This is a genomic window from Fibrobacter sp. UWS1, assembly GCF_002300445.1.
Lineage (GTDB): Bacteria > Fibrobacterota > Fibrobacteria > Fibrobacterales > Fibrobacteraceae > Hallerella > Hallerella intestinalis.
The window spans coordinates 1,992,160-2,015,782 of sequence record NZ_NSGW01000001.1; the positions used below are offsets into that span (position 1 = coordinate 1,992,160).

The following is a 23,623-nucleotide window of genomic DNA, read 5'->3' on the forward strand; positions in this document are numbered from 1 at the left end:
TTAGTTAAAATTGTAACGGGGACGGATTTTTTGCAACAAGCAGGCATCGCTCAAATCCGTATAGAAACCGATTTGTCGCAATTTATTCTTGAACGCATCCATATTTTCCTTAAATGCAGAACATGTTTCCACATCTGCATTCTTAAATCGAGAATCACCAACGCCATTGATAATCAAGCCATACCGAGAACGAATCAGTTGAGCCAATTCATCAATAGACAACGATTTGGACTGATAATTTCCACCATCAATAGGTTCCAGAACCAAAATTTGAACCAGCGTTTCCAGCAGTTTTGAACCTAAGGCTCCACGTCTCGGATATTTTCTGGAACGGCCATCCGCAAGTAATTTTGATGGCGAATTTTTCATTGTTGCAGCATCAATAAACTGTCTGAGATATTTGTATTGAGAAAAACCTAAATTCGAAGACTCTAATAAATAAACAAATTTCTGGAAAGAAGAGTAATCCTTAAAATATTTGAATTGTTCTTCATAGTCTTTTTTATCAAATTCCTTTTCGCTTACATCAGGCAAATCGCTCAACACATCCTGTAATCGGATATTAAAATATTCTTCGCTCAACCCATCTTTAATCTTTTGAAGAACCTGAGCGATAGTCACCTTTGTATTATTTCTCGAAAGCCAATTTTGAACAACATCTATGGAGTATGTCGCTCTAATATACCGACGATAATTATTTTCGTTCTTTTCAAAATCATCCTTAGCATATTTTGAAATCCTACTATTCAAATTATCCGTTACATCAACAATCATCGTCCAATCATCTTCAACATCGATTCTTCCTTGGTCAACCATTTGAGGCAATAGATAGATCAATTTCATCGTATATAAAGCGAGATGAAATCCACAAAGAATTTTGAAGTATTCAATAAATACCGATCTAGGCAATTTTTCTTGGTAAACAAGAAGGCGGCGAATATCATCATTGAAAAGGTCAGATTGTTTTTTCAACAATGGTTCAGGAGTATCTTTTGTATTAAGAGTTTTTGTTTCCTTCAATTCCTTAACTAAATAAAGAATCCCCGCCGTATCCACATCAAGATCCGCAGATTTCACAAGATTATTACTATTTACATCCCACCCTTTACAAAGATACTGCTTTAATCCAGCAAGGACCTCTGGGCAACTACGCAGCATGAGAAACAATTGGTCCGATGTATTATAGTCGCGGCAATACTTTAGATTTTGAATTCTAAAACTCAGCAAATGCATTGGTTTAAGACTACATACTTTTTCCTTAATGACATTACCTCGGAAAACCATTTCAAGTAGATTGCTACGTAGCCAGTCTTCAACTGCGTCAAAATTTTTTTCGGCATTAGAAACTAACCCATCTTTTTCCAGCAATTCAACATATTCAATTAATGTTTTTACATCATGCTCCTTTTTAACCTTCAGCGTTAGAGAAACTCCATCTGTATAAATAAGCATGAACAATTTTGTCAAAACACGCTCTAGAACAACCAACTTAGTATCAACAGCAAAAATCTGAGGATTACGGAATGTCACCGTACCTTTTTTCAACTTCAACATCATACTAGTTATTCTCCTACTTTAAGGCTTCGAATACAATATGTTTATTTTCATCAAGCCGAATGATGGTAAACTTCTGGTTGTTCTTGGTGACAATAATTTCCTTGTAGGTCTTGCTCTGTAGCAGATTCTTGAATACTTGCAATTCAATAAATCGACCCTGTAAGTCGTTTACAGAGGGACTAAAACCATTCTGGATAAACTTGAGCATTTCGTACAAGTCAAGTGAAACCGTCAATTGAATATGTTTCTCGGTTTTATGCCTAAAAATAAAGCTATCACTTTCGTACTCCACATATTGTGTCAAATGGTCTGTTTTATTCACAAACAATTCAAATTCATCAATCGGGAATCTTCGATAGCTTTTAGATATTGGGTCGTTAGACTGAAAGCTCGCCAAAAGAAGATGAGCCTTTGACAATTCCGCATTTTCGCAACCTTCGCTAATGGAAATAGCCTTTGCCAAATTCAGTTTAGATTCTGCCAACTTGTCAGCACTTTCATCACGTAGAGATTCGTAAAAATCTGTAATGTAGCGATACGGCAAGCGACGTTTGAATTTGAGGTTACCTTCAAAATATTGATGTCGAACAAAAACCTTCTGTACGCATTCAATTTCATTACGTTCATTTTCATCATCCATTTGCCAAATCGGCTTCATCGTCACCGCATTAAATTCGTCAATGAGACTCTGTTTTCTATCGCTAAACAACAAGTAATTTTCCGAAGATTTCTCCTTATAATACAAATCGCGATCAACTGCAGGCCAAGCCACTTCAGCAATATCCGTTTCACGCAGCATACGAATCAAGCGATCGTTTGAGTCCAATGTAGGCAAATCAAATGAAGCGATATTCGGCTTCATCGCCGGAGCCGTAATATTGAAGTAGTAATACAGCCAATAATAGCTCCGCAGTCCTTCTGTTTGCACAATATCGATCAGCTTTTTCACCTGCTCACAAGAATAGTCGCGAGTAAGCATATAAGCAATCATCGAACGCAAATCACGCATCGTCACATGCAATTCGCGTTTATAAACAATTGTTCGCAACAACCATTCCAAACGATTCGTTACTTCAAGACCGACACTACTATCCCTGAAAGTATCTGCATTATACTTGATAAAGCATTTTTCAGCAATAGGGCAGCCTTCGCACTTCGTCCACAATTCGCTTGCAACCATTTTCTGAATTTGCTGGCCCAGCAAGCTTTGCGAGTCACCTTCTCTTGCGGTAATCGATCTCAAGTTAAGATTGATTACAATCAATCCGGGAAGCAATTCCACATGACCTTCGTTAAAGAAGAATTCTTCGATGTTAGTTTCAAACTTCTTTAATCTTGGTTGCTGGCTGAGGAAATCTACAAGTCTTCCTTCGTTAATGGCGATAATGCGGCCTTCCGAAGCCTTGGTATAATCATCCAAATCAAAGAACGGTTCAAAGAAGGAATTCAAAACGTCATTATTCAACTTTGTATCTTCATCCTGTGAGCCGTCATAGTTGGTTTCGAATTTCACTCCATTGATTGTGAATATACTGCCATTACCGACAGCTTTCGTCTGCACCGGAGCAATCCGACTTTCAATCTGCTTGATAAACGCAGTCTTGCCATCACCAGCATTACCGGTAATTACGACCAATTTGTACTTCAAATTCGTAATGTCGTCAATAAGACGTTTATCCAACTTCGTCTTGATATAGGTCAAATCATCAAAATTATTAGTTGTTTTCGATTTTGCAACAACACCGCTATTGCCGTGACTACTCTGACTATAAAGCGTATTAAGATAATCTACATAATCAGTTCTATTTCCCTCGGGATCCGGACGAATTATCTTTTCTGTTTCCTTGAGCATTCCGTTCATGCCGATTTTTTCAAGAGCAGCAAGCATATCTGCGGCATTCGCAAATCTTTCCGCTTTATCCGTCTTGATGGAGCGCATGACAAATGAAGCAAACTCTGGAGAGAGCCTTTCCGCAAATTGTGTAATATCTGCAGGTTCTTTGCCAACGACAGGCTGATTATATTTTCCCTGCCAAGGATATACATGAGCTATCAACTGATAAATAGACACACCTAAAGCAAAAGTATCTGCGGAGCAATCCCAATTGATTACAGACGAGCCTTGAATTAAATCTGGAGCTAAGTAAGGTAATGTTCCTGCAAAAGCCTTATCATCTGTTTGCGAAGAAATATTGAAGTCAATCAGCACATACCGAGACGATTTATCCCAAATAATATTATTAGGCTTAATATCCCGATGATACATTGGTGGATTTTGTTCCTGCATATACTTGAGAGCAGAAAGAATCTGATAAGCCATCTTGTACAATTCGCTCATCGTCATCTTCAAATCACCTTCGACAAACTTGTTCAGATTATCACCTTCTAGCAGTTCCATCAAAGTATAGAAGAAACCCTGCAAGGTCAATCCGTTATATTCAAAACGAACAATGTTGCTATGTTTCAACTCTTTTAACGCATTGAACTCATTCATCGTTTCTTCAACAGACGCATTTCTGTCAAAGATTTTGATTGCATAGAATATGCCTCGAACATTATGCCTAGCCTTAAATACTCGGCCAAATCCGCCCTTTCCAAGCGGTTCATAAAGAACAATATCTGGAGTAACTTGATCGCCAGGTTTCAAATCTTCCACTTTTTTCTGAGTCTGATTCGCAATGGGAGATTCCGATTGCTTTTTGCGAATTGATTCCTGAGCAGCAGGCTTTAAATTGAGATTGATAAACTCAATCATTTCCTCGGCAGAGGCAAAACGTTTATCAACATCAACAACAATCGTTTTCTTCACCAATTCGTCAAACCATGAAGGTAATTGAGGAATAATCTTCGATGGCATAAGTGATTCATCCAGTTGTCCACCATGCAACCTGAAAGACAGCGAATTACTAAATGGCAACTTTCCTGTCATCAACTCATAAAAGACCACTCCCAAAGAGAATAAGTCGCTCGATGCACAGACATCGTCGTCATCTTGTTCAGGAGAAACATAAGGAGAGTCCTTTGTCGGCACAAGTTCGGTTGCAACGGTATAGCCCATTTCCTGATGTTCGGTAAACCACGAAAGCCTAAAATTCGCAAGTGCCGCACCGGAGTTTGTCACATAGATATTTTCCGGGCATACATCGCGATGGAAGATTCCTTCAGAATGAGCTTCTTTCAAAGCATTTGCGATATCAAGGATAATCTGAATTTTTTCCAAATCGGTCAATGTCCTTTTCTTTAAACAAGCTCGTAAAGTTGATTCTTCCATGTATTGGCTGATTTCGTAATAAAAATCATTATCTGGACTCAACTGACTACGACAGGGAACTATGTTGCCTCGATATCCTAGCTTTTCATGAACAAGCCAAGCATTCTCCGCTTTTTTTCGAATGATTTCAAGTTCTTCTTTATTTTTGTCTATGAAATCAAGCGGAAATTCACGAACCTTATATTTTCGATCGGCAAAGAATTTGGTTTGGCACAAGTATTCCGTGAAAGTTTCCGTTTCTTGAAGAACTTCTAATATTTTGTAATCGAGAAGAACTTTTCGATTGCGACGATACTTTGCAACTGACGCACTACCAGTTAAAAATTCGACAATGTCTTTCTGATATGCTTTTATAGCATCTGGAGCCTTACGGACTTTTGCGTTATCTTTAATAAAATCAATAAGCGGTTTTTCTAGCAAAAAAATCTGGTCATACGATTTGCTGTAATGGTCAATACCCGTTTTTGATTGACTTGGAAAACTCAACGTCACTGCGGTTTGTACAAAGGCTCCGCCCCACATGGGGTTATGCGACCTTAACATGGATGCCAAGATACGCGTTTTGCGTTCAGCCGCCACAAAAGGATTTTTTCGTTCGGCCCCGTTCACAAACCATGCGTGGTCATCTCCCTGCAGGTAACCACTCCAGTCCTTGTTCTCGATATGGTAAATGGCATGGGGAGCAACCACAATGCAATCGTATTCGTTGCTAGTAACAAGACCTTGCGGATTCTTGCTAGCATACTCACCATTAGGAACAATCCAATAATCGGCAGGAAGGTTATTCTGCAAATAATCAATCAGGCGTTTTTCGCCTGCGTTGACAGCGCCATCACTATGTATTGGATATTTAACTTGAGCCATATAAAAACCTTTTCTAACAGAAGTTATGCGTTCCAGCTATCAATTTCTTTTTCGACAAGGTCAATCGCCTGCAACTCTTTTCTTTTTGAGATATCAATTTTTTCCGCATATTGCTGAACTAAAGAGTCTATTTCCTCTACAATTTTTTCTTTTAGCGTTGGAACGGGTATTCGTTTTAAATGATGCGGTTCAACTTGAGGAATTACTGATCCAAAAGAAAATAAAGTAATCAACTTATATCCAATTTCCGAATTTAAGAAGGCATACAAAAAGCCTTGCTTTTCATCCTTCTTCGGAACAATTCGAATAACATGTTGCGATATCACACTCTTTTCTAAATGAGAATCAACATACACAACATTTCCAATCGTTCCACCACATGTAGCGAGAATCCAATTCTTTTGTATTTGTAGTTCAGGCATCTGTGAAACTTGTTTAAACGACAGCATTTTACCACTACTCGGAATTGCCATCATTATATCGGCTCCACCTAAAAATTGAACTCCGTTCTTTACATAATCTCGCTTAAAAATCCCTGGTCTAAAAATACGTTCTGTCCAATCATCTAGCGTTTGACATTTATACTTACCCAAAAGTGAATCCATCATATTTCTATTCTCACTTATGAAATATGACGCTTCAAAACGCTTAGTATAAGATTTACTGATATCACGAATAGACACAGACGAATTTTTCTTTTCACACGAAATTTCTGTCAGTGCCTTTTTCACTTTATTCTTCGCTTCGTTCAAATGTTCAGTCGCTTCTTCGCGAAGGCGGGCACTTTCCTTAATCAAATTATCTACTTTTTCTTGAAACTTCGCAGGAAATTGCGGCACAGGAACATTACGAACATAACCATCATTTATGTGCTTTACAACTCCGCCAAATTCTGATTGTGTCAAAAGGGAATGGCCATATCTAGAGGATAAGTATGCATACAAACAACCTCTTTTCACCGTCTTATCACTTGGAATAATTCTAATTAAATCATGTGTTGCTATATGATTTTCAAAACACCTATTGGTGTAGGTCACATCACCAACAGTTCCCGAACAAGTCACCAAAATCCAATCCTTTTCAAGCATCAAATAAGAAAGCTCATTTGCTTGACGTTTGGATAGAAATGCACCAGTATCAATATCTGCTAGAACCGTATCGGAAGCCGCCAAATAAGGAATGCCATGTTCCTTATCTTTGACAAAATTTCGTGAGAAAATATTTCCTAAAAACACATTGTCAGAGCAGCAATCTACTTTAGACATCTTAGGCGGATTTTCGTCGCTAACGCGACTTAGGTTTGTAGTTTAACTTGCGTATAAATATACTCTAAAGGGGTCATAAAGTCAAGCCTTTTTCGAGGCCTGTTGTTCAGTTTATCCTGTATCCAGCGAACTTTCCGGGGAGAGATTCCCTTGAACGACTCCTTCTTGGGAAGATATTGGCGTATTAGACCGTTCATGTTCTCGTTGGCACCGCGCTCCCAGGAGTGGTACGGGTTCGCAAAGTAGTAATCCGCCTTCATAGCTTTCGCTATTTCTGCGTGACAGGCGAACTCCTTCCCGTTGTCCGAAGTGATTGTGAGAATCTTGACTTCGAACGTTTTCTCAAAGTCCTTCAGCGCCCTCACAAGCGTTCTCTTCAGGTCTTTCGCGTTCTTCGTCGGAAGATACCTTATCAGGCTGTAATTCGTCATCCTGTCGTTGATCGTGAGCAGGTTCGCGTCATGGTCCGCGCTGTTTATCAGGTCTATCTCGATGTCGCCTACGCGTGATTTCTCGTCCACGATTGCCGGACGTTCCTCGATGGGCACGCGGCCTACAATCTGGCCTCTCTTGTCCTTCTTCTCCCCGCGCTTACGGTATGGTTTCTTGCCGTGCCGCAAGTGCTTCTTCAGGTCCTCGTCCTTGTTCACATGCCTGTATATCGTGGCGACGCTAGGGACACCCATCCCATCGAGTTTCGCGCGTCCGTTCACCTGTTCGGGAGAGTAGTCTTCCTTGATTTTCCCGTCCACGATTTTCCAGTCGTCCTCGTCGTAGTCGTAATGCAGGTGACTTGTCGCGGCAAGGAGGTCTGCCCGTTCCTGCGACTTGACCGGGTCGTAATGCTGGCGGCCGCCGCCCCTGTTTAGTTCCCTGTAGATTGTGGATTTGTGGACCTTCAGCTGCAAGGCTATGTTTTTCGGGGGGATCTTTGCCGCATTGAGCGCTCGTATTTCGTATCTTTGTGCTTGGTTGAGACTCACCGCCATGTCCTTTTTTGGTAGAATCGGCAAGGTAGAAAAGTTTCGGCCAGGTTCCCCAGGGGCTAGCCCTAGGGAACTTTTTTTCTTCCCGATTCAACCTATATCAGTCGCATTGACGGTGAAAATTCGCGTTATATGGAGACTTCTCAAGAATCTGATGAACATGCACCGCTTCGCTCAAATGAAACGAGGGGTCAAAACGCCATACACTATTTTTTACAGCACTATATTTTACCGATTCTATTTTCATTCGTGAGCTTCCTTGAATTCTTGATAAGCCTTAGTCACTTCAGGAAGATCATCGTCCAATTTCTTTATCCGCTCCTTACGCTCACGAATAACTTCACGACCGCGTTCGTCGCGAGTCAGCCATTTCTTTACATTGTCGAAAAGTAATTCGGCACCATCATCATCCCTCTTGTAAATAGGAACTCCGCGACGGTCCTTGCCGACATGCTCCACTATTGACATAAACACATCGTAATCTTCATCATCGATAGGAACCAATTGCTCCTTAGCAGTCTTCTTTTGTAAGAACAACAGCGAAGCCTGCACACCAACCTGCGGCAAGAATGTCTCTACCGGCAAATCAACAGAAGCAAGCAACTTGAAATGCTTCAAAATCCAGATTCGGGTTTCTTCCATATTCGGATTGCCAAGAATGCCATCCGGCAAGACAATTGCCATCTTTCCACCCGGTTTCAGGAAATTATAACAAGACTCGATAAAAAGAACCTCAGGAGCGTTACTCCCCAATTCACGGCCTAAATAGTAACGTTCGGCAATTTCCTTATCGACTTCCACCTTAGAACCAAACGGCGGATTCGTAAAAATCATGTCGAACTTGCCCTGGGCATTATTTTCAGCCGTTTCGAACTTAAACTTTTTGTCCTTACTTACAGAAATACTCTCATTGACCTTCTCTGCAACCTTGGGAACATCAGGCTTGGAGCCATACGGATATTCAAGCGAATTGATATTGAACACATTGGCATGGCCATCGCCAGCCATTACCATGTTCATTCTTGCGGCCTTCTTCAAATCAGGGTCAAAGTCAAAACCGAAAATCATGTTCTGCGCATATTCACGAACTTTCTCTTCAACCTTTTCCGAATTGCATTTCGCTTCCAAGCGGACATCATCTAATTCCGGCCAAATGTTTTTCGCAATTTTATGGCGAACATGGTCCAATACCATCACGATAAATCCACCCGAACCACATGCAGGGTCAAGAACGCGAGTATTTTCATCAGGGTCCAACATTTCCACCATACACTTGATAATGTTGCGTGGCGTAAAGAATTGGCCTGCTTCTTGCGCGAATTTTCACCGTCAATGCGACTGATATAGGTTGAATCGGGAAGAAAAAAAGTTCCCTAGGGCTAGCCCCTGGGGAACCTGGCCGAAACTTTTCTACCTTGCCGATTCTACCAAAAAAGGACATGGCGGTGAGTCTCAACCAAGCACAAAGATACGAAATACGAGCGCTCAATGCGGCAAAGATCCCCCCGAAAAACATAGCCTTGCAGCTGAAGGTCCACAAATCCACAATCTACAGGGAACTAAACAGGGGCGGCGGCCGCCAGCATTACGACCCGGTCAAGTCGCAGGAACGGGCAGACCTCCTTGCCGCGACAAGTCACCTGCATTACGACTACGACGAGGACGACTGGAAAATCGTGGACGGGAAAATCAAGGAAGACTACTCTCCCGAACAGGTGAACGGACGCGCGAAACTCGATGGGATGGGTGTCCCTAGCGTCGCCACGATATACAGGCATGTGAACAAGGACGAGGACCTGAAGAAGCACTTGCGGCACGGCAAGAAACCATACCGTAAGCGCGGGGAGAAGAAGGACAAGAGAGGCCAGATTGTAGGCCGCGTGCCCATCGAGGAACGTCCGGCAATCGTGGACGAGAAATCACGCGTAGGCGACATCGAGATAGACCTGATAAACAGCGCGGACCATGACGCGAACCTGCTCACGATCAACGACAGGATGACGAATTACAGCCTGATAAGGTATCTTCCGACGAAGAACGCGAAAGACCTGAAGAGAACGCTTGTGAGGGCGCTGAAGGACTTTGAGAAAACGTTCGAAGTCAAGATTCTCACAATCACTTCGGACAACGGGAAGGAGTTCGCCTGTCACGCAGAAATAGCGAAAGCTATGAAGGCGGATTACTACTTTGCGAACCCGTACCACTCCTGGGAGCGCGGTGCCAACGAGAACATGAACGGTCTAATACGCCAATATCTTCCCAAGAAGGAGTCGTTCAAGGGAATCTCTCCCCGGAAAGTTCGCTGGATACAGGATAAACTGAACAACAGGCCTCGAAAAAGGCTTGACTTTATGACCCCTTTAGAGTATATTTATACGCAAGTTAAACTACAAACCTAAGTCGCGTTAGCGACGAAAATCCGCCTTGCTTTAGCGTATTCGACACAATTGTCTCGTATGCAGTTCCCTTTACATCGACAGTGGCGTCCAAAAAGGAATACTTGGAAAGTTCTGCCGCAACAAAAGCCAAACCTCGATCAGACAGATTGATGGATTCGTTCCCATCAAAGACATCGCTATACAAGCCATCTTCTTTCAGCTTGCGGAAAATACCCTTGATTCTATCGGCAACAGCCTTCTGACCTTCAGGAGTATTCTGTTCCTTGACACCCACCCAAAATTGGCGACGATAAGATTTTCCTTCGCGAGCATCCGTAAAACGACGCTTTTCATCGTAGAGCTTGCAGAAAATTAAATTCAACAATTCCCAGAAAGCAGTCTTCTTCATTCCTTCGTTACCATAGATGTAATCGTGGCAACGCTTGAAAGCCTTCACTAAAGATTCGTTGGCGGGTTTTCGCGGCATCGCGTGGTCACCCGCTTTTTCCAAATCTTCCAGAGTTTGCCCTGCCGCCGGGAAATCAGAAATGTCCTCGATTTCGACTTGACCGAAAGCATCTTCCGTCTTCGAGACAAACGCCAAATCCTCGCCATTCGTCCAGCACCCAAAGTCACAATCCGTATAGGAAAGTACATCGTCTAGAACAATATGTACACCGGCCTTGGCATCATTTGTTTTGACTTTGGAATCTTTTACGACAACGATTGCACGAATCAAATTTGCTTGGTCGTGTTCTCGTCCATTTTCGAAAACTGCCAAATCTATTTTGACGCGACGTTTCTTGCCTTCGTCGTTTTCAAACGCAATCTGGAAATCCCTTTGCAAGTCAGACATGTCAAAGCCATATTCTTCTGACATCATCTGAATCATGTATTGCAAGTTCCGCTCTTTTTCGGTCGCCTTGACAATTTTATTGGTCAAGATGCAAATAAGCTGGTCTTCGTTTAGAACGATTTCTTCAGCCGTTTCTTGTTCTGAGGAACGTTTAGCCATGGGAACTCCAATATGCGTAATAGGAATTGCACTTGTCATTGAACTTGAACTTTTGCCGATTTCGATTACAGGAACAAGAGCAAAAACTCTATGTGCTTTTAATTTAATAAAAGTGCATGACAAAGAATGTCTTAGCCTAAAAAAGGGGGTAAAAAGGGCATAATTAACGAAAAGTGGCGAAAACAGGTCAAAATAGGCAATTTTTCTCGCGAAGCACCCAATTGTCATAATCTGACATTTGCGGTATGTATATTTGTAAGGGCGAGGTTCTATGCTGGTAACATTCCTTATCGTGCTCGGGATTTTGGCCCTTTTCGGGGCTGGCGACGCAGGAGACGCATGCGCCATCACGCTGCTGTTGAAAGTTCTGCCGTTCCTGATTATCGTGGGGATTGTGGCGTCGCTTGCGTTCTGCGGAGGGTAAAAAGGAGCTTTTTAGCCCTTTTTGATAAAAATGTTATCAAAAAGGGCTGTATTACACTACCTTTTTAGCAACATTTTGGTTATATTTATGGATATGAGATACCTGACCCTAGACAAGGCACTCGATGCATGGCGTAAAATCCAACCCATTTCCGACGACGACAAGGCAAGGCTTGCCCGCCGTTTTTCGGTGGATTTCAACTACAACAGCAACCATATCGAGGGCAACACGCTCACCTACGGGCAGACCGAAATTCTTCTGCTCTTCGGAAAGGTCATTGGCGAAGCGAACGTAAGAAGCGTGCAGGAGATGGTCGCAAGTGAAGTATCTCTCAAGATGATGGAAGCGGAATCCCGCATCAAGGAATCTCCGCTCACTCAAAACTTTATTCGAGGTCTGCACCGTACCCTTTTGCGCGAAGATTACGAAGTCCACCGCACCCTGCCCGACGGGATGCAAATCGGATACACTGTTCACGCAGGGCAATACAAGACGCGCCCGAACAGCGTCATCACTCACTACGGCGACAGGTTCGAATATGCGTCGCCGGAAGAGACTCCCGCCCTGATGACCGATCTTGTTGATTGGTACAACGAGGCTGAAAAAGAGGGAAAGCTTTCGCCTATCGAATTGGCGGCGCTGTTCCATTACCGTTATATTCGAATCCACCCGTTCGAAGATGGAAACGGACGCATCGCGCGACTATTGGTGAACTACATCTTGGCAAAGCACGATATTCCGATGATTGTCATTCGGAGTCGCAAAAAAACGGAATACCTAGAAGCCTTGCACTCAACAGATTTGGCTGTTGGGTCAGCTCCAAGTGACGGAGCAAAAGCATCAATTCAATCCATCAGCCCTTTCCTTCGGTACTTCCGCAGCACCGTCGCTCAAGAAGTCTATGCGGATGTTTTATTCGTGACAAAGCGCGGAGAAAATCGCTGGTGGTACGACGGCGAATGCATCGAGTTCCGTACGCCGAACTACGGAAAAATATTGAGCATGATGCAAAGCGAACCCATATTGACTCTAGCCGACATACAACGCAAGCTCGGTTTGCAGCCGACTTCAGTCAAGAAACTGGTGCAGAGCCTTATAGACAAACACTATGTTGAAAAAGGGAAAGACGAAGGTTCTTGGCACGTATTTATTGTGCCATCTTGCTAGGAATCTTTTTTCTGATAGAAAAATAGACCGCAGCGGTTAAGCTACGGTCTTTTGTAAAGCACGAGATCCTTCGACTTCGGCGCGATGCGCCTCCGCTCAGGATGACAGCGGGTTTTATTTAACCACAATATTCACGAGCTTGCCGGGGACCACGATGGACTTCACGACAGTCTTGCCGTTCATGAATTCCTTCATCCTTTCATTTTCCATGGCGAGCTTTTCGAGGGCAGCCTTGTCCATGTCCTTGGCAACACTTGCCTTCGCGCGGACCTTGCCGTTCACCTGGAACACGACTTCCACGGTGTTTTCCACGGCCTTGGAGTGGTCGGCTTCCGGCCAGGCGACGTTCGTGAGCGATTCGTTGTGACCGAGAATGCTCCACATTTCTTCGGCGATGTGCGGGGCAAACGGGTGCAAGAGCTTCACGAAGGTTTCACACGGTTCGCGGTAGCGCTTGTCCATCTTCATCATTTCGTTGTTGAAGATCATCAGCTGGCTGATGGCGGTGTTGAAGCTCATGTTCTCGATGTCGTTCGTGACCTTGATAACCGTTTGGTGCATGACCTTCTCGATCGCTTCCGGAATGCCGGTTGCTGAGCCTGTCGAAGCATCGTCAACATAGACCGGAGTAGCATCGTCGTCGCCCACCACGGAACGCCAAGCGCGGTTGAGGAAGCGGTTCATGCCTTCGATTCCCTTGGTCTGCCACGGCTTCACGGCATCCAACGGGCCCATGAACATTTCGTACAAACGAAGACTGTCCGCCCCGTATTTCGCAACGACATCATCCGGGTTCACCACGTTCTTCAAAGACTTACTCATCTTCGCCACAATCTGCTTGAGCTCGATGTCGGTTCCCTTCTTGAAGAACTTGCCGTTCTTTTCTTCGACTTCGTCGGTGGGGACCTTGGAGCCAACAGCATCTTCGTAAGCGAAGGCGAGAATCATGCCCTGGTTGAAGAGTTTCTGGAACGGTTCGTCGGTAGAGACGAGGCCGAGATCGAACAAAACCTTGTGCCAGAAGCGGCTGTAGAGCAAGTGGAGCACGGCGTGTTCGGCGCCGCCCACGTAGAGGTCCACGGGCATCCAGTACTTTTCGAGTTCCTTTGCCACAAATGCGTCGCCGTTGCAGGCATCGATGTAGCGGAGGTAATACCAGCAGGAGCCAGCCCACTGCGGCATGGTGTTCGTTTCGCGGATACCCTTGCGGCCGTTCTTGTCGGTCACCTGGAGCCATTCGGTGGCGTTTGCGAGCGGGGACTGTCCGCCGTCACCCGGCTTGTAGTCCTTGAGTTCCGGCAACAGCACCGGCAGTTCGGAATCATCGACGGTAGAGATTTCGCCATCTCCCCAGTGGATAATGGGGAACGGTTCCCCCCAGTAACGCTGGCGGCTAAAGAGCCAGTCGCGGAGCTTGTAATTCACGGTGGCTTTACCGATTTTGTTGGCTTCGAGCCATTCGATGACTTTGGCCTTGCCCGCTTCCTTATTCAGGCCGTTCAGGCAGAGGGTGTCATTTTGGCTGTTGATGTAGGTGCCGTCGGCTGCCCAGCAGGCTTCGCCCTTCAGCACCAGTTCCTTGGTTTCCGCCGGGCAGGAATCGTCGGGTGTCATAATGCAGACAACGGGCAGGTTGAACTTCTTGGCAAATTCGAAGTCCCGGGTGTCGTGAGCGGGCACAGCCATGATAGCGCCGGTGCCGTAGCCTGTTAAAACGTAATCGGCTACCCACACCGGAATTTTGGAACCCGTCAACGGATTGACTGCGTAAGACCCTGTAAAAACGCCGGTCTTTTCCTTGGCGAGTTCGGTACGGTCAAGGTCGCTCTTGAGAGCAGCGGCGTGAACGTAGGCTTCCACAGCTTCCTTCTGTTCGGGAGTAGTGAGGGTGGGAACGAGTGCGTGTTCCGGAGCCACCACCATGTAGGTTGCACCAAACAAGGTATCGCAACGGGTAGTATAAACACGGAGCTTGTTTTCGGTAGCGTTGCCATTTGCATCAGCGATTGCAAAATCAACTTCTGCGCCCAGGCTCTTGCCGATCCAGTTTTTCTGCATGTCCTTGACGCCTTGAGGCCAATCCAGTTTATCCAGGCCTTTTAGCAGGCGGTCGCCATACAGCGGAATGCGCATAAGCCATTGCTTCAGGTTACGGCGTTCCACTTCTTTGGTGCCGCACTTTTCGTGAGAACCGTCGTTCAGGACTTCTTCGTTGGCGCACACGATTTTGCAGTGCTTGCACCACCATACTTGAGCGTCGGCGTAGTAAGCGAGACGCTTGGAGTCCTTGTACTTGCGAATTTCGGCAGTTCCCTTGGCTTCCACGTCAGCGGGAATCGGAAGTTCGGCGATGGGGCGACCTTTTTGCAAGGCCTCGTCGAACCATGTGTTATACAGGCGGGTAAAAATCCACTGGGTCCACTTGTAATACTTGGGATCCGTCGTGTTGATTTCCTTGTCCCAATCGTAAGACAGACCGAGCCGTTTGATTTGCCGACGGAAATTGTCGCAGTTTTTTTGGGTGGTGATAGCCGGGTGCGTGCCCGTTTGAATCGCGTATTGCTCCGCCGGAAGCCCGAACGCGTCCCAGCCCATCGGGTGCAATACGTTGAATCCCTGAGCGCGTTTGTAACGGCAAATGATATCTGTTGCTGTGTAACCTTCCGGGTGTCCTACATGCAGGCCCGCGCCGGAGGGATACGGAAACATGTCGAGGCAATAATACTTGGGCTTGGATTTGTCTTCGCCTGTTTTGAATGTCTTTTGGGCTTCCCAGTAGGACTGCCATTTGGTTTCTATTTGTTGCGGATTATACTTTGCCATTTTATGACTCCGAAATAAAATCGTGAACGCTGTGGGCGTTTTTTGCCCTTTAATTTAATAAATGAAGCGGCATGAATTTGCCTACGGCCTTGGTGATGTCGCTAAAATGACTTGGGCATTTGCCTTTTTGTCAGGTGTTTTTTGCGCATGACGGCTGTCGGGTGCGTTCTATAGACATAGGCGAAAAGCGGCGAACGGGGAAATTCTTCGGCGATAAGCGTGTTCATCGCTCGAAGGACGACTTTTTTGGAAACGCATTTGGCGGCGAAAGTGTCCGCTTCGTATTCTTGGGAAAAGCAGACGAAATGGAAAAGAATTCGGGATGCGGCAAACAGCAGGTGAAAAAGCAGAAGAAGTTCGACGAGGCCTAATTGGAACAGAATGCCGACGCTTCCTAGAAAAACAGCGATAGCGATAAGAATTCCGGCCCAGAAAAATTGACGAATGATGCCGTGATGAAATTTTTGATGCGCCCTTTCATGGGCTTTTGCAAAGGCGCTTTCCGGAGCTTGCGGCTTTGACGAAAGCGATTCCGGAGGCAATAAATCGTTCAGCAGAGGAATTATGCGAACAAGGGCGAATCGGTCGTTCTTTTGTCCCGATTTTCGGATTTCGGCGATTTCCAGAGCTGCCCGCAGAAAAACTTCCAGCGCAAGAAATCCCCAGATGACCCAGCCGATCGTCATTTAATTTTCGCCTTTCAATTCTTTGGAAAGCGTCGATACCCGATGGAGGACTTCTTCAAAACGCATTTTTTCCCATTCGATGAATGCGACATCAATCGGGTGCGAAGCGTCGTAGTCGTCAAAAATTTCCCTGCCGCGGACAAAGTCCTTGTCCGTTCCGTGCAAAACGGATTCCGACCATTGCTTTTCCAAAGCGCGATATGTTTTCAACAGTTCTTCAAAGGAATTGGGAAGGGCGATTTCCTTGAGAATTTCCCGGAGCAAGTCGCCGGGGAAAATCTTTCGGATTTCCAGAGGATTTTGTAGCAGGAGGCTGCGGTCTTGTTCGGCGGCCATTGCCATTTTTGTCGCCACATAGCGTTCCAGAAATTGGCGGTAAGTACTTTTGGCAAAATGGCGCGCGGATTCTTTGAGGTAGTTGCTCCCCAGACCCGGAATGTTTTCTTCGGTGTAGATTTCGCGGATTTGCGGGACTTGCAGCCGCCGAAGGGCGTCCAAAACCAAGGAAGCGTTTTTGTCGCTTAGAACCTGCGAATCTTCCGGAGCGACAAATCCTTTTCCCCGGAGAGCGTATTTGTAGGCGTTGCGGGCGATAGCGTAGGCGTTTTTCCCATAGCACCAGCCGGGGCGAAGCTCGTTCAAGTCGGAGCGGATGACGCGAATCTGCGGATCTCCGGGCAAAATCAGGCTGAAGGGAAAGCGTAGGCGCTGAGGGGACGCGGTGACACCCGTGGAGACTATCGTATAGGGCGATTCCGAAAAATTGGCGGGAAATTTGATGTTGGAACCCAGACCGAAAAACATTCCCAGCGCGGGCATGACTTCCTGGTCGGGCATTCTTCCCGTGTGGTTGGAACCGACGTTCGCGCCGTATCCCAGATTGCCGTGACCTTCTGGCCAAAGTGCTGCAATGAGTAGGGAGTGGTGGTGCGCCTGGGTGAGAGGCCCCACAAAACTATGGGTGATTTCCGCTTCGTCGATGTGGACGCAGGGGCAAATGATGGACGAATTGATAATCGCCTTGTTGCCGACTTTGGTCCGCTTCATCAAGACGGAATCTTTGACCAGAGCCGTCGAATGAATTTTGGCGCCTTCTTGTACGCAGCTGTTTTCCAGAATCACGCCGTCATAGATATATGTCGGATTTTCCAGATTGCCCAGGGCGACGGAGTTGCGAATTTTGGAAGCACCGTCAATGCGCACTTGTTCGCCGATCCAGGAATTTCGGACGATGTTGGTGTTGGCGACAATGGCGTTCTTTCCAATGATTCCGTAAGGCAGCAGGACTTCGTTCCGCCAGGTTTCCATCTGCTGGATGAAGGCTCGGCTTGTCTCGGAATCCACTTTGGAAAAAAGCTGCATCTTGACCAATTCGGGGGTGATGTCCGGGATAATTCGGACCGTGCGTCCGCCCATCTCGTTTCCGACGGCGATTTCTGCACCGATCTGATAGTGGGATTTCCCATTGGCGACAAGGGATCCGACGTTTTGCACGACCGCGCCTTGCATCACCCAGATGTTGGACATAAGGCTCACATGGTGAATCAGCGAATTTTCAATAATGCTGTCGTGAATGGAACTGGAATAAATTCCGGTGGGCGCGGAAACGTCGCCAGGCATCAAAAGCGTGCCGTAAAAAGCGGGCAAGTGGACTTTTCCCGAAAAAGAAGATCCGGAAATGCGGTTGGGCGTAAAAGCGGGATCGACGGAAATCTGGGACCAGTCTTCACAGCGGTTGCCGTTTTTTTCCAACGTTTCGATTTCTTGCGGAGAAAGGGGGCGGCTTTTGATAGAAGCGCGGCTTGTGCGAAAATTTTCCGCATAGCTGTTCATCGAACTGGTCTTTAATACTTTTTTTAATTTGAACAAGCGTTGCATAGGTATTGATAAAATACTATTTTCCGTGATGAACCAATTCTTTTAGCTTAAATTCCTTATATGATTTCTGAATATCTGAAGACCTGCATCCGTAAGCAAAAAAGGGAAATCGTCGTTTACCCTAACGATTTGTTTGAACAGCGCGTACAAGAAGAAATGATTCGCACCGACGAATACAAAAGCTATTTCGTCTATGCGGAGTTGGATTTTGAATCCGTCCGGAAGAATTTGCCTGCGGACCAGGAAGAAAAATTTTGGGAAGCCTTTTTTAAAACTCTGGCGACCAAAGGACGCGGTTCCGACGTTTTGGGATTATTGGAAAAAGATTCGGGTCTTGGATTGATTTTGCTGGATTCCAAAATGGACGGCTGGGACAGACTTGTTGGTCGCATCCGTGAATTTGGAAGGGATGGCGTCACGGATTTTGGCAAGTTGCTGGGAACCGTTAAAGCGTTTGTTTATCCGGCTTATATCGATCCGGCGTCTGCTGCGGTCTAAGGGGGCGGAGTGATAAAAGTCTTGGTCGTCGGCTCGGTCTATCCGCGCTTTCAGGAGGACAACGAAGTTCCATGGCTTCGGAAGTCCGTCGCCACGTTGCGGGAATCGGGCGTGGAAGTCGAAGTGCTGGCTCCTTCTTATAAGGGTTTGAAATCCCACGAGATTGATGGCGTTCCGGTTCATCGTTTTCGCTATGCACCCAAGCAGCTGGAAATTTTGACCCATGACGAAGGGGCGCCGACCAAAATGGCCAAGCATCCTTCGATGCAGCTTCTTGCGATTCCCTATTGTATCAGCGGATTTTTTTCCTGCATCCGCTTGGCTCGCCAAAAAAAGTTTGACATTATTCATGCGCACTGGCCCTTTCCGCACGCTTTAATCGCTTTGGGTGCTTGCAAAATTTTCCGAATTCCGCTGGTGCTGAATTTTCACGGAGCGGAGCTGCTTTTGATTCGGAAAAAGAAATGGATTCGCCCGATAATGAAATTTATCATCGGAAGGGCGAGTGCCATTTTTGCGAACAGTCGCTTTACCGCGGAAAAAATTTCGGCGCTTCGACCGGCGCAAATCGATTGGAGTCCTTACGGTTCGCCGTTATTTTCGGGCAAGGTTCCGCCTGCGCATCCGCGGAACGGACGCTATAAAATTCTTTTTGTCGGCAGGCACATCGAACGCAAGGGAATCGAATTTTTGATTCGTGCCGCCGCATTGCTCGATGCCGAAAAATTTGAAATTCGGATTGTCGGCAAGGGAAATTTGACGGAGTCTTTGCGGGAATTGACGCAGCAAATCGCTCCGAAAAATGTGGTGTTTACGGGTGCGCTTTCCCCGGACGCATTGCGCAAGGAATATGCGGAATGCAACTGCTTTGCCTTGCCGGCGATAGTGGACTCCAAGGGCGATACCGAGGGACTCGGCGTCGTTTTGATTGAAGCGATGCAGTACGGCTTGCCGGTCGTTGCTTCCGATGTCGGAGGAATTCCCGATGTGGTGGTGTCGGGCGAAACGGGAATTCTCGTTCCCGAAAAAAATCCGCAAGCTCTGGCGGATGCGTTTCAAAAATTGGAAAGCGACCCCGAAATGGAAGCCGCTTTGCTCAAAGGAGCCGAGAATCGCATCGCCGAATATTTTAATTGGAATCGCATTGCCGAAAAGCAGATCGCCGTTTATCGACGGTTGCTTTCTCGGTGAATTTATTTCAATTCAAATTTCATCAGCACGCTGGCGTCGATTTGAATTTTTTGTTCGGGAATCGCGGCCATTTTGCTGTTGCGGGCGAAAGAGCCTGCGGCAAGGACAACGCCGTCGCTGTAGGCTTTTGGGCCATCGCCGGATCCGTCGCTGACAAATAGGACTTTGCCGAGTTTTTTCCCTGACGCTTTGGCGAGGGCATTCGCTTTGCTTTTGGCTTCGTCGATGGCGATTTGATAGACTTCGATTCGCTTTTGGGATTCGTCGTTCAGGACGGGCGTCACGTTGGAAACGCTCAAATCGGCAATGGTTGCAATCCCTTCGATGAATTTGGAAAGTTTTTGCGGATCTGAAAGATGGACGGCGATATTCTGCGAAATTTCAAAACCGTCCGAATGGCGCTTGTTGTTTTCCCATGTCCACGCTTTTTCCAAAGAAAAGCGCTGGGCGACAATGCTGTCGTGCGGGATGTTCAATGTGGAAGCGAATTCGACGAGCTTTCCGACGCTTTCGCCGCTTGCCTGGATGAGATGTTCCTTGCTTTGGTTGCGGGCGTTGTAATTTAGGGATATGAGGATGCCAGAAGGGCTGTAAGTTTTGGAATGCGATGCCGAAACGATGACTTCGCTCGGAGCGGAACGCTTTGAAAACGAGGGCGTGGCTTTTGGGGTGGAGTGGACGATATAGACGATGGCCACTGTCGTGATGCAGAAAGTGATAAATGCGGCCAGAAATTTCATAGGAACCTCCTTTTTGATGGATATATACAAATTTTGTTCCCGCTTGTGTGGGCGGGTTTGTTCGCTTTTTCAAAAAATGTATTTTATGGAAAATTTGGAAAGGATGTCTTATGAAAAATCTATGTCTTTCGGCTCTTCTCGTCTTTGCCGCCTGCGTATTTTATGCGTGCGGACCTTCCGCCCTAGAAATCAAAGAGATGTCTTCCGAGTGCGAGTTCAATGTGGAAGTACGCTATATGCCGAACGATTCGATCGCTCTTTTTGTGGGGAATACTCTTTACATAGCGACTTCGCAACTGGTTTCCGAAAGCCTGTATCCGCTTTCCGTCAGCACTCGCGATCCGATGAACATCGACGGGCGTGCGCCGACAGATGTGGTGAACTCCGACGAAGAACTTGTGGCCTATATTCAAAAACGCGTTCCGGGCGTTTCTCGTTTTGGAATCGTTATGGGCGATAATGTGTCGAACGAAATCGGATTTGAACCGTCGGCGACAGTTCAAAAACTGCAAGAATTTTTTGCCAAAAATTATCCGGGATCTTCGGCGGTTCTTTTTGGTGAAAAAGCCGGCGAACTGATTTCCGCCAAAAAACTTTACTAATGGCAGGTGGCGTGTATGTTGGGCATTCAACAAAAAAAAGGTTCTTCCGATAGGCTTTGCGGGCGACTTGTCGTTTATGCAAGGATTGCGCCGTCCGCGATGAAAGACGGGGATTCCGGACGCTTTCCGTTTGGATCGATGGTTCGCAATGGGATCTTGGCCGTCCGCGGCGAATTTGAAAAAAACGGAACCATCAAGCATTTTATGCAGCGGGAAATGGGAACTTCCGTGGATCAGGGAATTTCAAACCTGATTGAACATATTAAAGAAACCGGTGGCGAATTGCCCGATGGCGTCGATGCGGATACTTTCCGCGAACGTCTGGAAGAACTTTCCAGCATGGAAATCATACCCGTTCCCGCTAAAATCATGTTCTACAATAACGAAGAGGAAATTTTGCAGGAAAATGCCGATGTCTATTATGTCGGCGAATTTACAGGCATGAGCCAGGCGCATCTTTGCATTACGAGCGTCCCCATTCTTTATCAGGCGCAATACCGGGAACAGCAAAATGCCGAAGAGCAGGCGTATATCAACGAACTTCTTTCGCAAATCGAATCCAACGATTTGATTTCGAGTAAAACCGATTCGGGCGAATTCCTTCCGGGCAACGGAAACCTGCTTTCTTTTGTCGGCGAATTGCAGGAACTTTTGGAACGTCGGGTGGTGCCTTTTCTTTTGTATCAGGCGGTCGGAGAAGAACTTTTTCAGCGTTGTCTGGATCGCTTTTACAAATTTATGGAACCTTACAAAGAACAGAAAGATGTGCAGCAAATCGGTTTGTCGATTTGCCAACTGCGCGCCGACGAAAACAATGCCAAAGAGCGTTCCCGGTTGGAATTGTTGTGCAAAAAAGTGGGCGCCATGTATCACGAAAGATTTGAACTCTTGCCCGATATTCAAAAGCAACTGGCGGATTTGGAAAAGGAATCGTAATGCGGCCTGGGCGATTTTGGGAAATAGACATTTCGGAATTGAATGATGGTCTCCTCTAAAGTGGCCTGATGAAGATGTTGCAGGAAATTGCCAAAATAGATGAATACGTTTCTCGGCGGTTGTATTCGCATCGGTTTTCGGAAAAGACGGATCGGTGGTTGCGCCGTTATACGCGTCTCGGAGACGGTTATGTTTGGGGCGTTATCGTCCTTTGGATCTTGTGGAGCATGGGCTGGAAACCCTTGCTTGGGGTTTTGCTACAGGTCTTTCCCTCTTTGGTTATGTCGCTAGCGTTGTATTGGCTTGTGAAACTTTCGGTAAAGCGGCGGCGGCCCTTTGAAGTGATTGCGGAATTTCAGGCGCGGGTTCCTCCTTTGGATAAATACAGTTTTCCTTCCGGGCATACGATGAACAATCTGGCGATTGCGACAACTCTTTTGCTGTCCGTTCCGGCGGCGGGGCTTGTGATGATGGCTTTGCCCCTCTCTTGGGGATTTTTGCGTGTCTATTTCGGAGTGCATTGGCTTTCGGATGTTGTCGGCGGATTTTTGTTGGGAATCGTCAGTTTTGTGTTGGGGCATTGGATTTGGGTTGTAGGGCTCTCGCCGCTGGTTTCGGGGTATCTATGAATTTTTTGACATCGGAACAGGTCCTTGAAAAAAAGAAGCCCGAAGAACGGGTGACGTTTTTGATTCGTCATGCAGAACGTCGGCATATTCTGCCGACAGATGAAGATTACGGTTCCAAAGTGCCTTTGACGGAAACGGGCGAATCGCAGGCTCTGGCTGCGGGAAAGGAAATTTCCCGTTTTAAGGCGAGTTCTTTCTTTTTTGGGGCAAGTCCCGTTTTTCGTTGTCGCCAGACGGCGGCGTTAGTGGCAAAGGCTTGCGATGCCGAACCATTTTCTTCGGTGGAAAAGGTCGTGGCTTTTGACTGCCTCGCGGAATTTTATGTGAGCGAATGCGTGGATTACGAAAGGCATTTGCGGGCTGGTTTTTATCCGGCGATTTGCCGTTATCTTCAAGAAGGCACTCTGGCCGGATTTTTGCCGGTGCGAGAGGGTTCCGAAAAACTGCTGGCCTTCCTTTTGGAAAATTCCAGAGCCGATTTGAATTTATTTTGTTCCCATGATGCTTGGATTGTGCCGTTTCTTGCGCATTTTACCGGTTTGCGTTTTTCTTCGCAATGCTGGATGAATTTTTTGAGCGGTGCGGCAGTTCTGCTCAATTCTTCCCAAAAGAAAGTGCGAATTTTCCCCGTCAAATTTTTGGGCGACGGCTTTTTGCGCTTTTAGGGCTTTGTGAATGCCCGTTTCGCCATTTTGAAGCAAAAAAGCGAGGGA

The 23,623-nt window shown here is 46.2% G+C and carries 18 protein-coding genes and 1 pseudogene; 9 read left to right on the forward strand and 10 right to left on the reverse strand.

What is annotated here, in order from left to right; all coding sequences use genetic code 11:
- The 5 genes and pseudogenes from BGX14_RS08675 to BGX14_RS08700 form a co-directional block, all read right to left on the reverse strand.
- On the reverse strand, positions 1-1,557 hold the full coding sequence (locus BGX14_RS08675) for a hypothetical protein (RefSeq protein ID WP_095879633.1): 1,557 nt from the start codon (positions 1,555-1,557) through the stop codon (positions 1-3).
- 13 nt (positions 1,558-1,570) lie between these two features.
- Complete coding sequence (locus BGX14_RS08680) at positions 1,571-5,692, reverse strand: protein kinase (RefSeq protein ID WP_095879634.1); 4,122 nt, start codon at positions 5,690-5,692, stop codon at positions 1,571-1,573.
- A gap of 23 nt (positions 5,693-5,715) precedes the next feature.
- A complete protein-coding gene (locus tag BGX14_RS08685) occupies positions 5,716-6,957 on the reverse strand; it encodes a restriction endonuclease subunit S (RefSeq protein WP_095879635.1) in 1,242 nt (413 codons plus the stop codon).
- A gap of 29 nt (positions 6,958-6,986) precedes the next feature.
- Positions 6,987-7,946 (reverse strand): IS30 family transposase, encoded by a 960-nt coding sequence (locus BGX14_RS08690; protein WP_095878741.1) that lies wholly within the window; start codon positions 7,944-7,946, stop codon positions 6,987-6,989.
- Between the two features lie 240 nt (positions 7,947-8,186).
- Positions 8,187-9,248, reverse strand: a pseudogene (locus BGX14_RS08700) (class I SAM-dependent DNA methyltransferase); the annotation flags it as partial.
- Positions 9,249-9,382: 134 nt separating this feature from the next.
- Here BGX14_RS08700 and BGX14_RS08705 point away from each other — a divergent pair.
- A complete protein-coding gene (locus BGX14_RS08705; protein ID WP_095878741.1) occupies positions 9,383-10,342 on the forward strand; it encodes an IS30 family transposase in 960 nt (319 codons plus the stop codon).
- Here BGX14_RS08705 and BGX14_RS08710 read toward each other — a convergent pair.
- Positions 10,326-11,336: a type I restriction enzyme HsdR N-terminal domain-containing protein gene (locus BGX14_RS08710; protein ID WP_095879638.1), complete on the reverse strand. Its 1,011-nt coding sequence runs from the start codon at positions 11,334-11,336 to the stop codon at positions 10,326-10,328. The two genes, BGX14_RS08705 and BGX14_RS08710, sit on opposite strands and share 17 nt — an antisense overlap.
- A 271-nt stretch (positions 11,337-11,607) precedes the next feature.
- On the opposite strand from BGX14_RS08710, the gene BGX14_RS15835 reads away from it, so the two are divergent.
- Positions 11,608-11,760 carry a hypothetical protein gene (locus BGX14_RS15835; RefSeq protein ID WP_178348746.1) on the forward strand — a complete coding sequence of 51 codons (153 nt, stop codon included), beginning with the start codon at positions 11,608-11,610 and terminating at the stop codon, positions 11,758-11,760.
- Between the two features lie 93 nt (positions 11,761-11,853).
- Positions 11,854-12,927, forward strand: coding sequence for a Fic family protein (locus BGX14_RS08715; protein ID WP_095879810.1), 1,074 nt, complete (start codon positions 11,854-11,856; stop codon positions 12,925-12,927).
- Between the two features lie 114 nt (positions 12,928-13,041).
- Here the strand turns inward: BGX14_RS08715 and leuS are convergent, their stop codons facing one another.
- The 3 genes from leuS to BGX14_RS08730 all read right to left on the reverse strand — a co-directional run bounded on the left by leuS (position 13,042) and on the right by BGX14_RS08730 (position 18,314).
- Entirely contained in the window at positions 13,042-15,750 is a 2,709-nt protein-coding gene (leuS, locus tag BGX14_RS08720; RefSeq protein ID WP_095879639.1) for a leucine--tRNA ligase, read from the reverse strand.
- A gap of 101 nt (positions 15,751-15,851) precedes the next feature.
- Entirely contained in the window at positions 15,852-16,436 is a 585-nt protein-coding gene (locus tag BGX14_RS08725) for a M48 family metalloprotease (RefSeq protein WP_095879640.1), read from the reverse strand.
- Positions 16,437-18,314 carry a DUF4954 family protein gene (locus tag BGX14_RS08730; protein WP_095879641.1) on the reverse strand — a complete coding sequence of 626 codons (1,878 nt, stop codon included), beginning with the start codon at positions 18,312-18,314 and terminating at the stop codon, positions 16,437-16,439. It abuts the gene before it with no gap.
- A 60-nt stretch (positions 18,315-18,374) separates the two neighbouring features.
- Here BGX14_RS08730 and BGX14_RS08735 point away from each other — a divergent pair, with 60 nt between their 5' ends.
- Positions 18,375-18,812 (forward strand): hypothetical protein, encoded by a 438-nt coding sequence (locus tag BGX14_RS08735; RefSeq protein WP_073304759.1) that lies wholly within the window; start codon positions 18,375-18,377, stop codon positions 18,810-18,812.
- A 9-nt stretch (positions 18,813-18,821) separates the two neighbouring features.
- On the forward strand, positions 18,822-20,003 hold the full coding sequence (locus BGX14_RS08740) for a glycosyltransferase family 4 protein (RefSeq protein ID WP_233126466.1): 1,182 nt from the start codon (positions 18,822-18,824) through the stop codon (positions 20,001-20,003).
- Between the two features lie 2 nt (positions 20,004-20,005).
- Here the strand turns inward: BGX14_RS08740 and BGX14_RS08745 are convergent, their stop codons facing one another.
- Positions 20,006-20,743 (reverse strand): SIMPL domain-containing protein, encoded by a 738-nt coding sequence (locus BGX14_RS08745; protein ID WP_095879642.1) that lies wholly within the window; start codon positions 20,741-20,743, stop codon positions 20,006-20,008.
- 110 nt (positions 20,744-20,853) lie between these two features.
- Between BGX14_RS08745 and BGX14_RS08750 the strand changes: the two genes are divergently transcribed.
- From BGX14_RS08750 to BGX14_RS08765, 4 genes are all read left to right on the forward strand, one after another.
- The gene (locus tag BGX14_RS08750; RefSeq protein ID WP_078777183.1) at positions 20,854-21,345 is read left to right on the forward strand and encodes a hypothetical protein; all 492 of its coding nucleotides are present in this window, start codon (positions 20,854-20,856) and stop codon (positions 21,343-21,345) included.
- A gap of 15 nt (positions 21,346-21,360) precedes the next feature.
- The gene (locus BGX14_RS08755) at positions 21,361-22,281 is read left to right on the forward strand and encodes a hypothetical protein (RefSeq protein ID WP_095879644.1); all 921 of its coding nucleotides are present in this window, start codon (positions 21,361-21,363) and stop codon (positions 22,279-22,281) included.
- 68 nt (positions 22,282-22,349) lie between these two features.
- Positions 22,350-22,910, forward strand: a complete 561-nt coding sequence (locus BGX14_RS08760; RefSeq protein WP_233126467.1) for a phosphatase PAP2 family protein — start codon at positions 22,350-22,352, stop codon at positions 22,908-22,910.
- On the forward strand, positions 22,907-23,575 hold the full coding sequence (locus tag BGX14_RS08765; RefSeq protein WP_095879645.1) for a histidine phosphatase family protein: 669 nt from the start codon (positions 22,907-22,909) through the stop codon (positions 23,573-23,575). Before BGX14_RS08760 ends, BGX14_RS08765 begins: the two co-directional genes overlap by 4 nt.
- The last annotated feature ends 48 nt before the right edge of the window (positions 23,576-23,623 follow it).

Excerpts from the sequence above, each read along its gene's own strand:
- BGX14_RS08750 (WP_078777183.1), top strand. The coding sequence starts at position 20,854 with ATGAAAAATCTATGTCTTTCGGCTCTTCTCGTCTTTGCCGCCTGCGTA.
- BGX14_RS08715 (WP_095879810.1), top strand. The coding sequence starts at position 11,854 with ATGAGATACCTGACCCTAGACAAGGCACTCGATGCATGGCGTAAAATC.
- leuS (WP_095879639.1), bottom strand. The coding sequence starts at position 15,750 with ATGGCAAAGTATAATCCGCAACAAATAGAAACCAAATGGCAGTCCTAC.
- BGX14_RS08760 (WP_233126467.1), top strand. The coding sequence starts at position 22,350 with ATGAAGATGTTGCAGGAAATTGCCAAAATAGATGAATACGTTTCTCGG.
- BGX14_RS08725 (WP_095879640.1), bottom strand. The coding sequence starts at position 16,436 with ATGACGATCGGCTGGGTCATCTGGGGATTTCTTGCGCTGGAAGTTTTT.
- BGX14_RS08735 (WP_073304759.1), top strand. The coding sequence starts at position 18,375 with ATGATTTCTGAATATCTGAAGACCTGCATCCGTAAGCAAAAAAGGGAA.
- BGX14_RS08745 (WP_095879642.1), bottom strand. The coding sequence starts at position 20,743 with ATGAAATTTCTGGCCGCATTTATCACTTTCTGCATCACGACAGTGGCC.
- BGX14_RS08710 (WP_095879638.1), bottom strand. The coding sequence starts at position 11,336 with ATGGCTAAACGTTCCTCAGAACAAGAAACGGCTGAAGAAATCGTTCTA.
- BGX14_RS08680 (WP_095879634.1), bottom strand. The coding sequence starts at position 5,692 with ATGGCTCAAGTTAAATATCCAATACATAGTGATGGCGCTGTCAACGCA.
- BGX14_RS08685 (WP_095879635.1), bottom strand. The coding sequence starts at position 6,957 with ATGTCTAAAGTAGATTGCTGCTCTGACAATGTGTTTTTAGGAAATATT.
- BGX14_RS15835 (WP_178348746.1), top strand. The coding sequence starts at position 11,608 with ATGCTGGTAACATTCCTTATCGTGCTCGGGATTTTGGCCCTTTTCGGG.
- BGX14_RS08730 (WP_095879641.1), bottom strand. The coding sequence starts at position 18,314 with ATGCAACGCTTGTTCAAATTAAAAAAAGTATTAAAGACCAGTTCGATG.
- BGX14_RS08690 (WP_095878741.1), bottom strand. The coding sequence starts at position 7,946 with ATGGCGGTGAGTCTCAACCAAGCACAAAGATACGAAATACGAGCGCTC.
- BGX14_RS08675 (WP_095879633.1), bottom strand. The coding sequence starts at position 1,557 with ATGATGTTGAAGTTGAAAAAAGGTACGGTGACATTCCGTAATCCTCAG.
- BGX14_RS08755 (WP_095879644.1), top strand. The coding sequence starts at position 21,361 with ATGTTGGGCATTCAACAAAAAAAAGGTTCTTCCGATAGGCTTTGCGGG.
- BGX14_RS08705 (WP_095878741.1), top strand. The coding sequence starts at position 9,383 with ATGGCGGTGAGTCTCAACCAAGCACAAAGATACGAAATACGAGCGCTC.
- BGX14_RS08765 (WP_095879645.1), top strand. The coding sequence starts at position 22,907 with ATGAATTTTTTGACATCGGAACAGGTCCTTGAAAAAAAGAAGCCCGAA.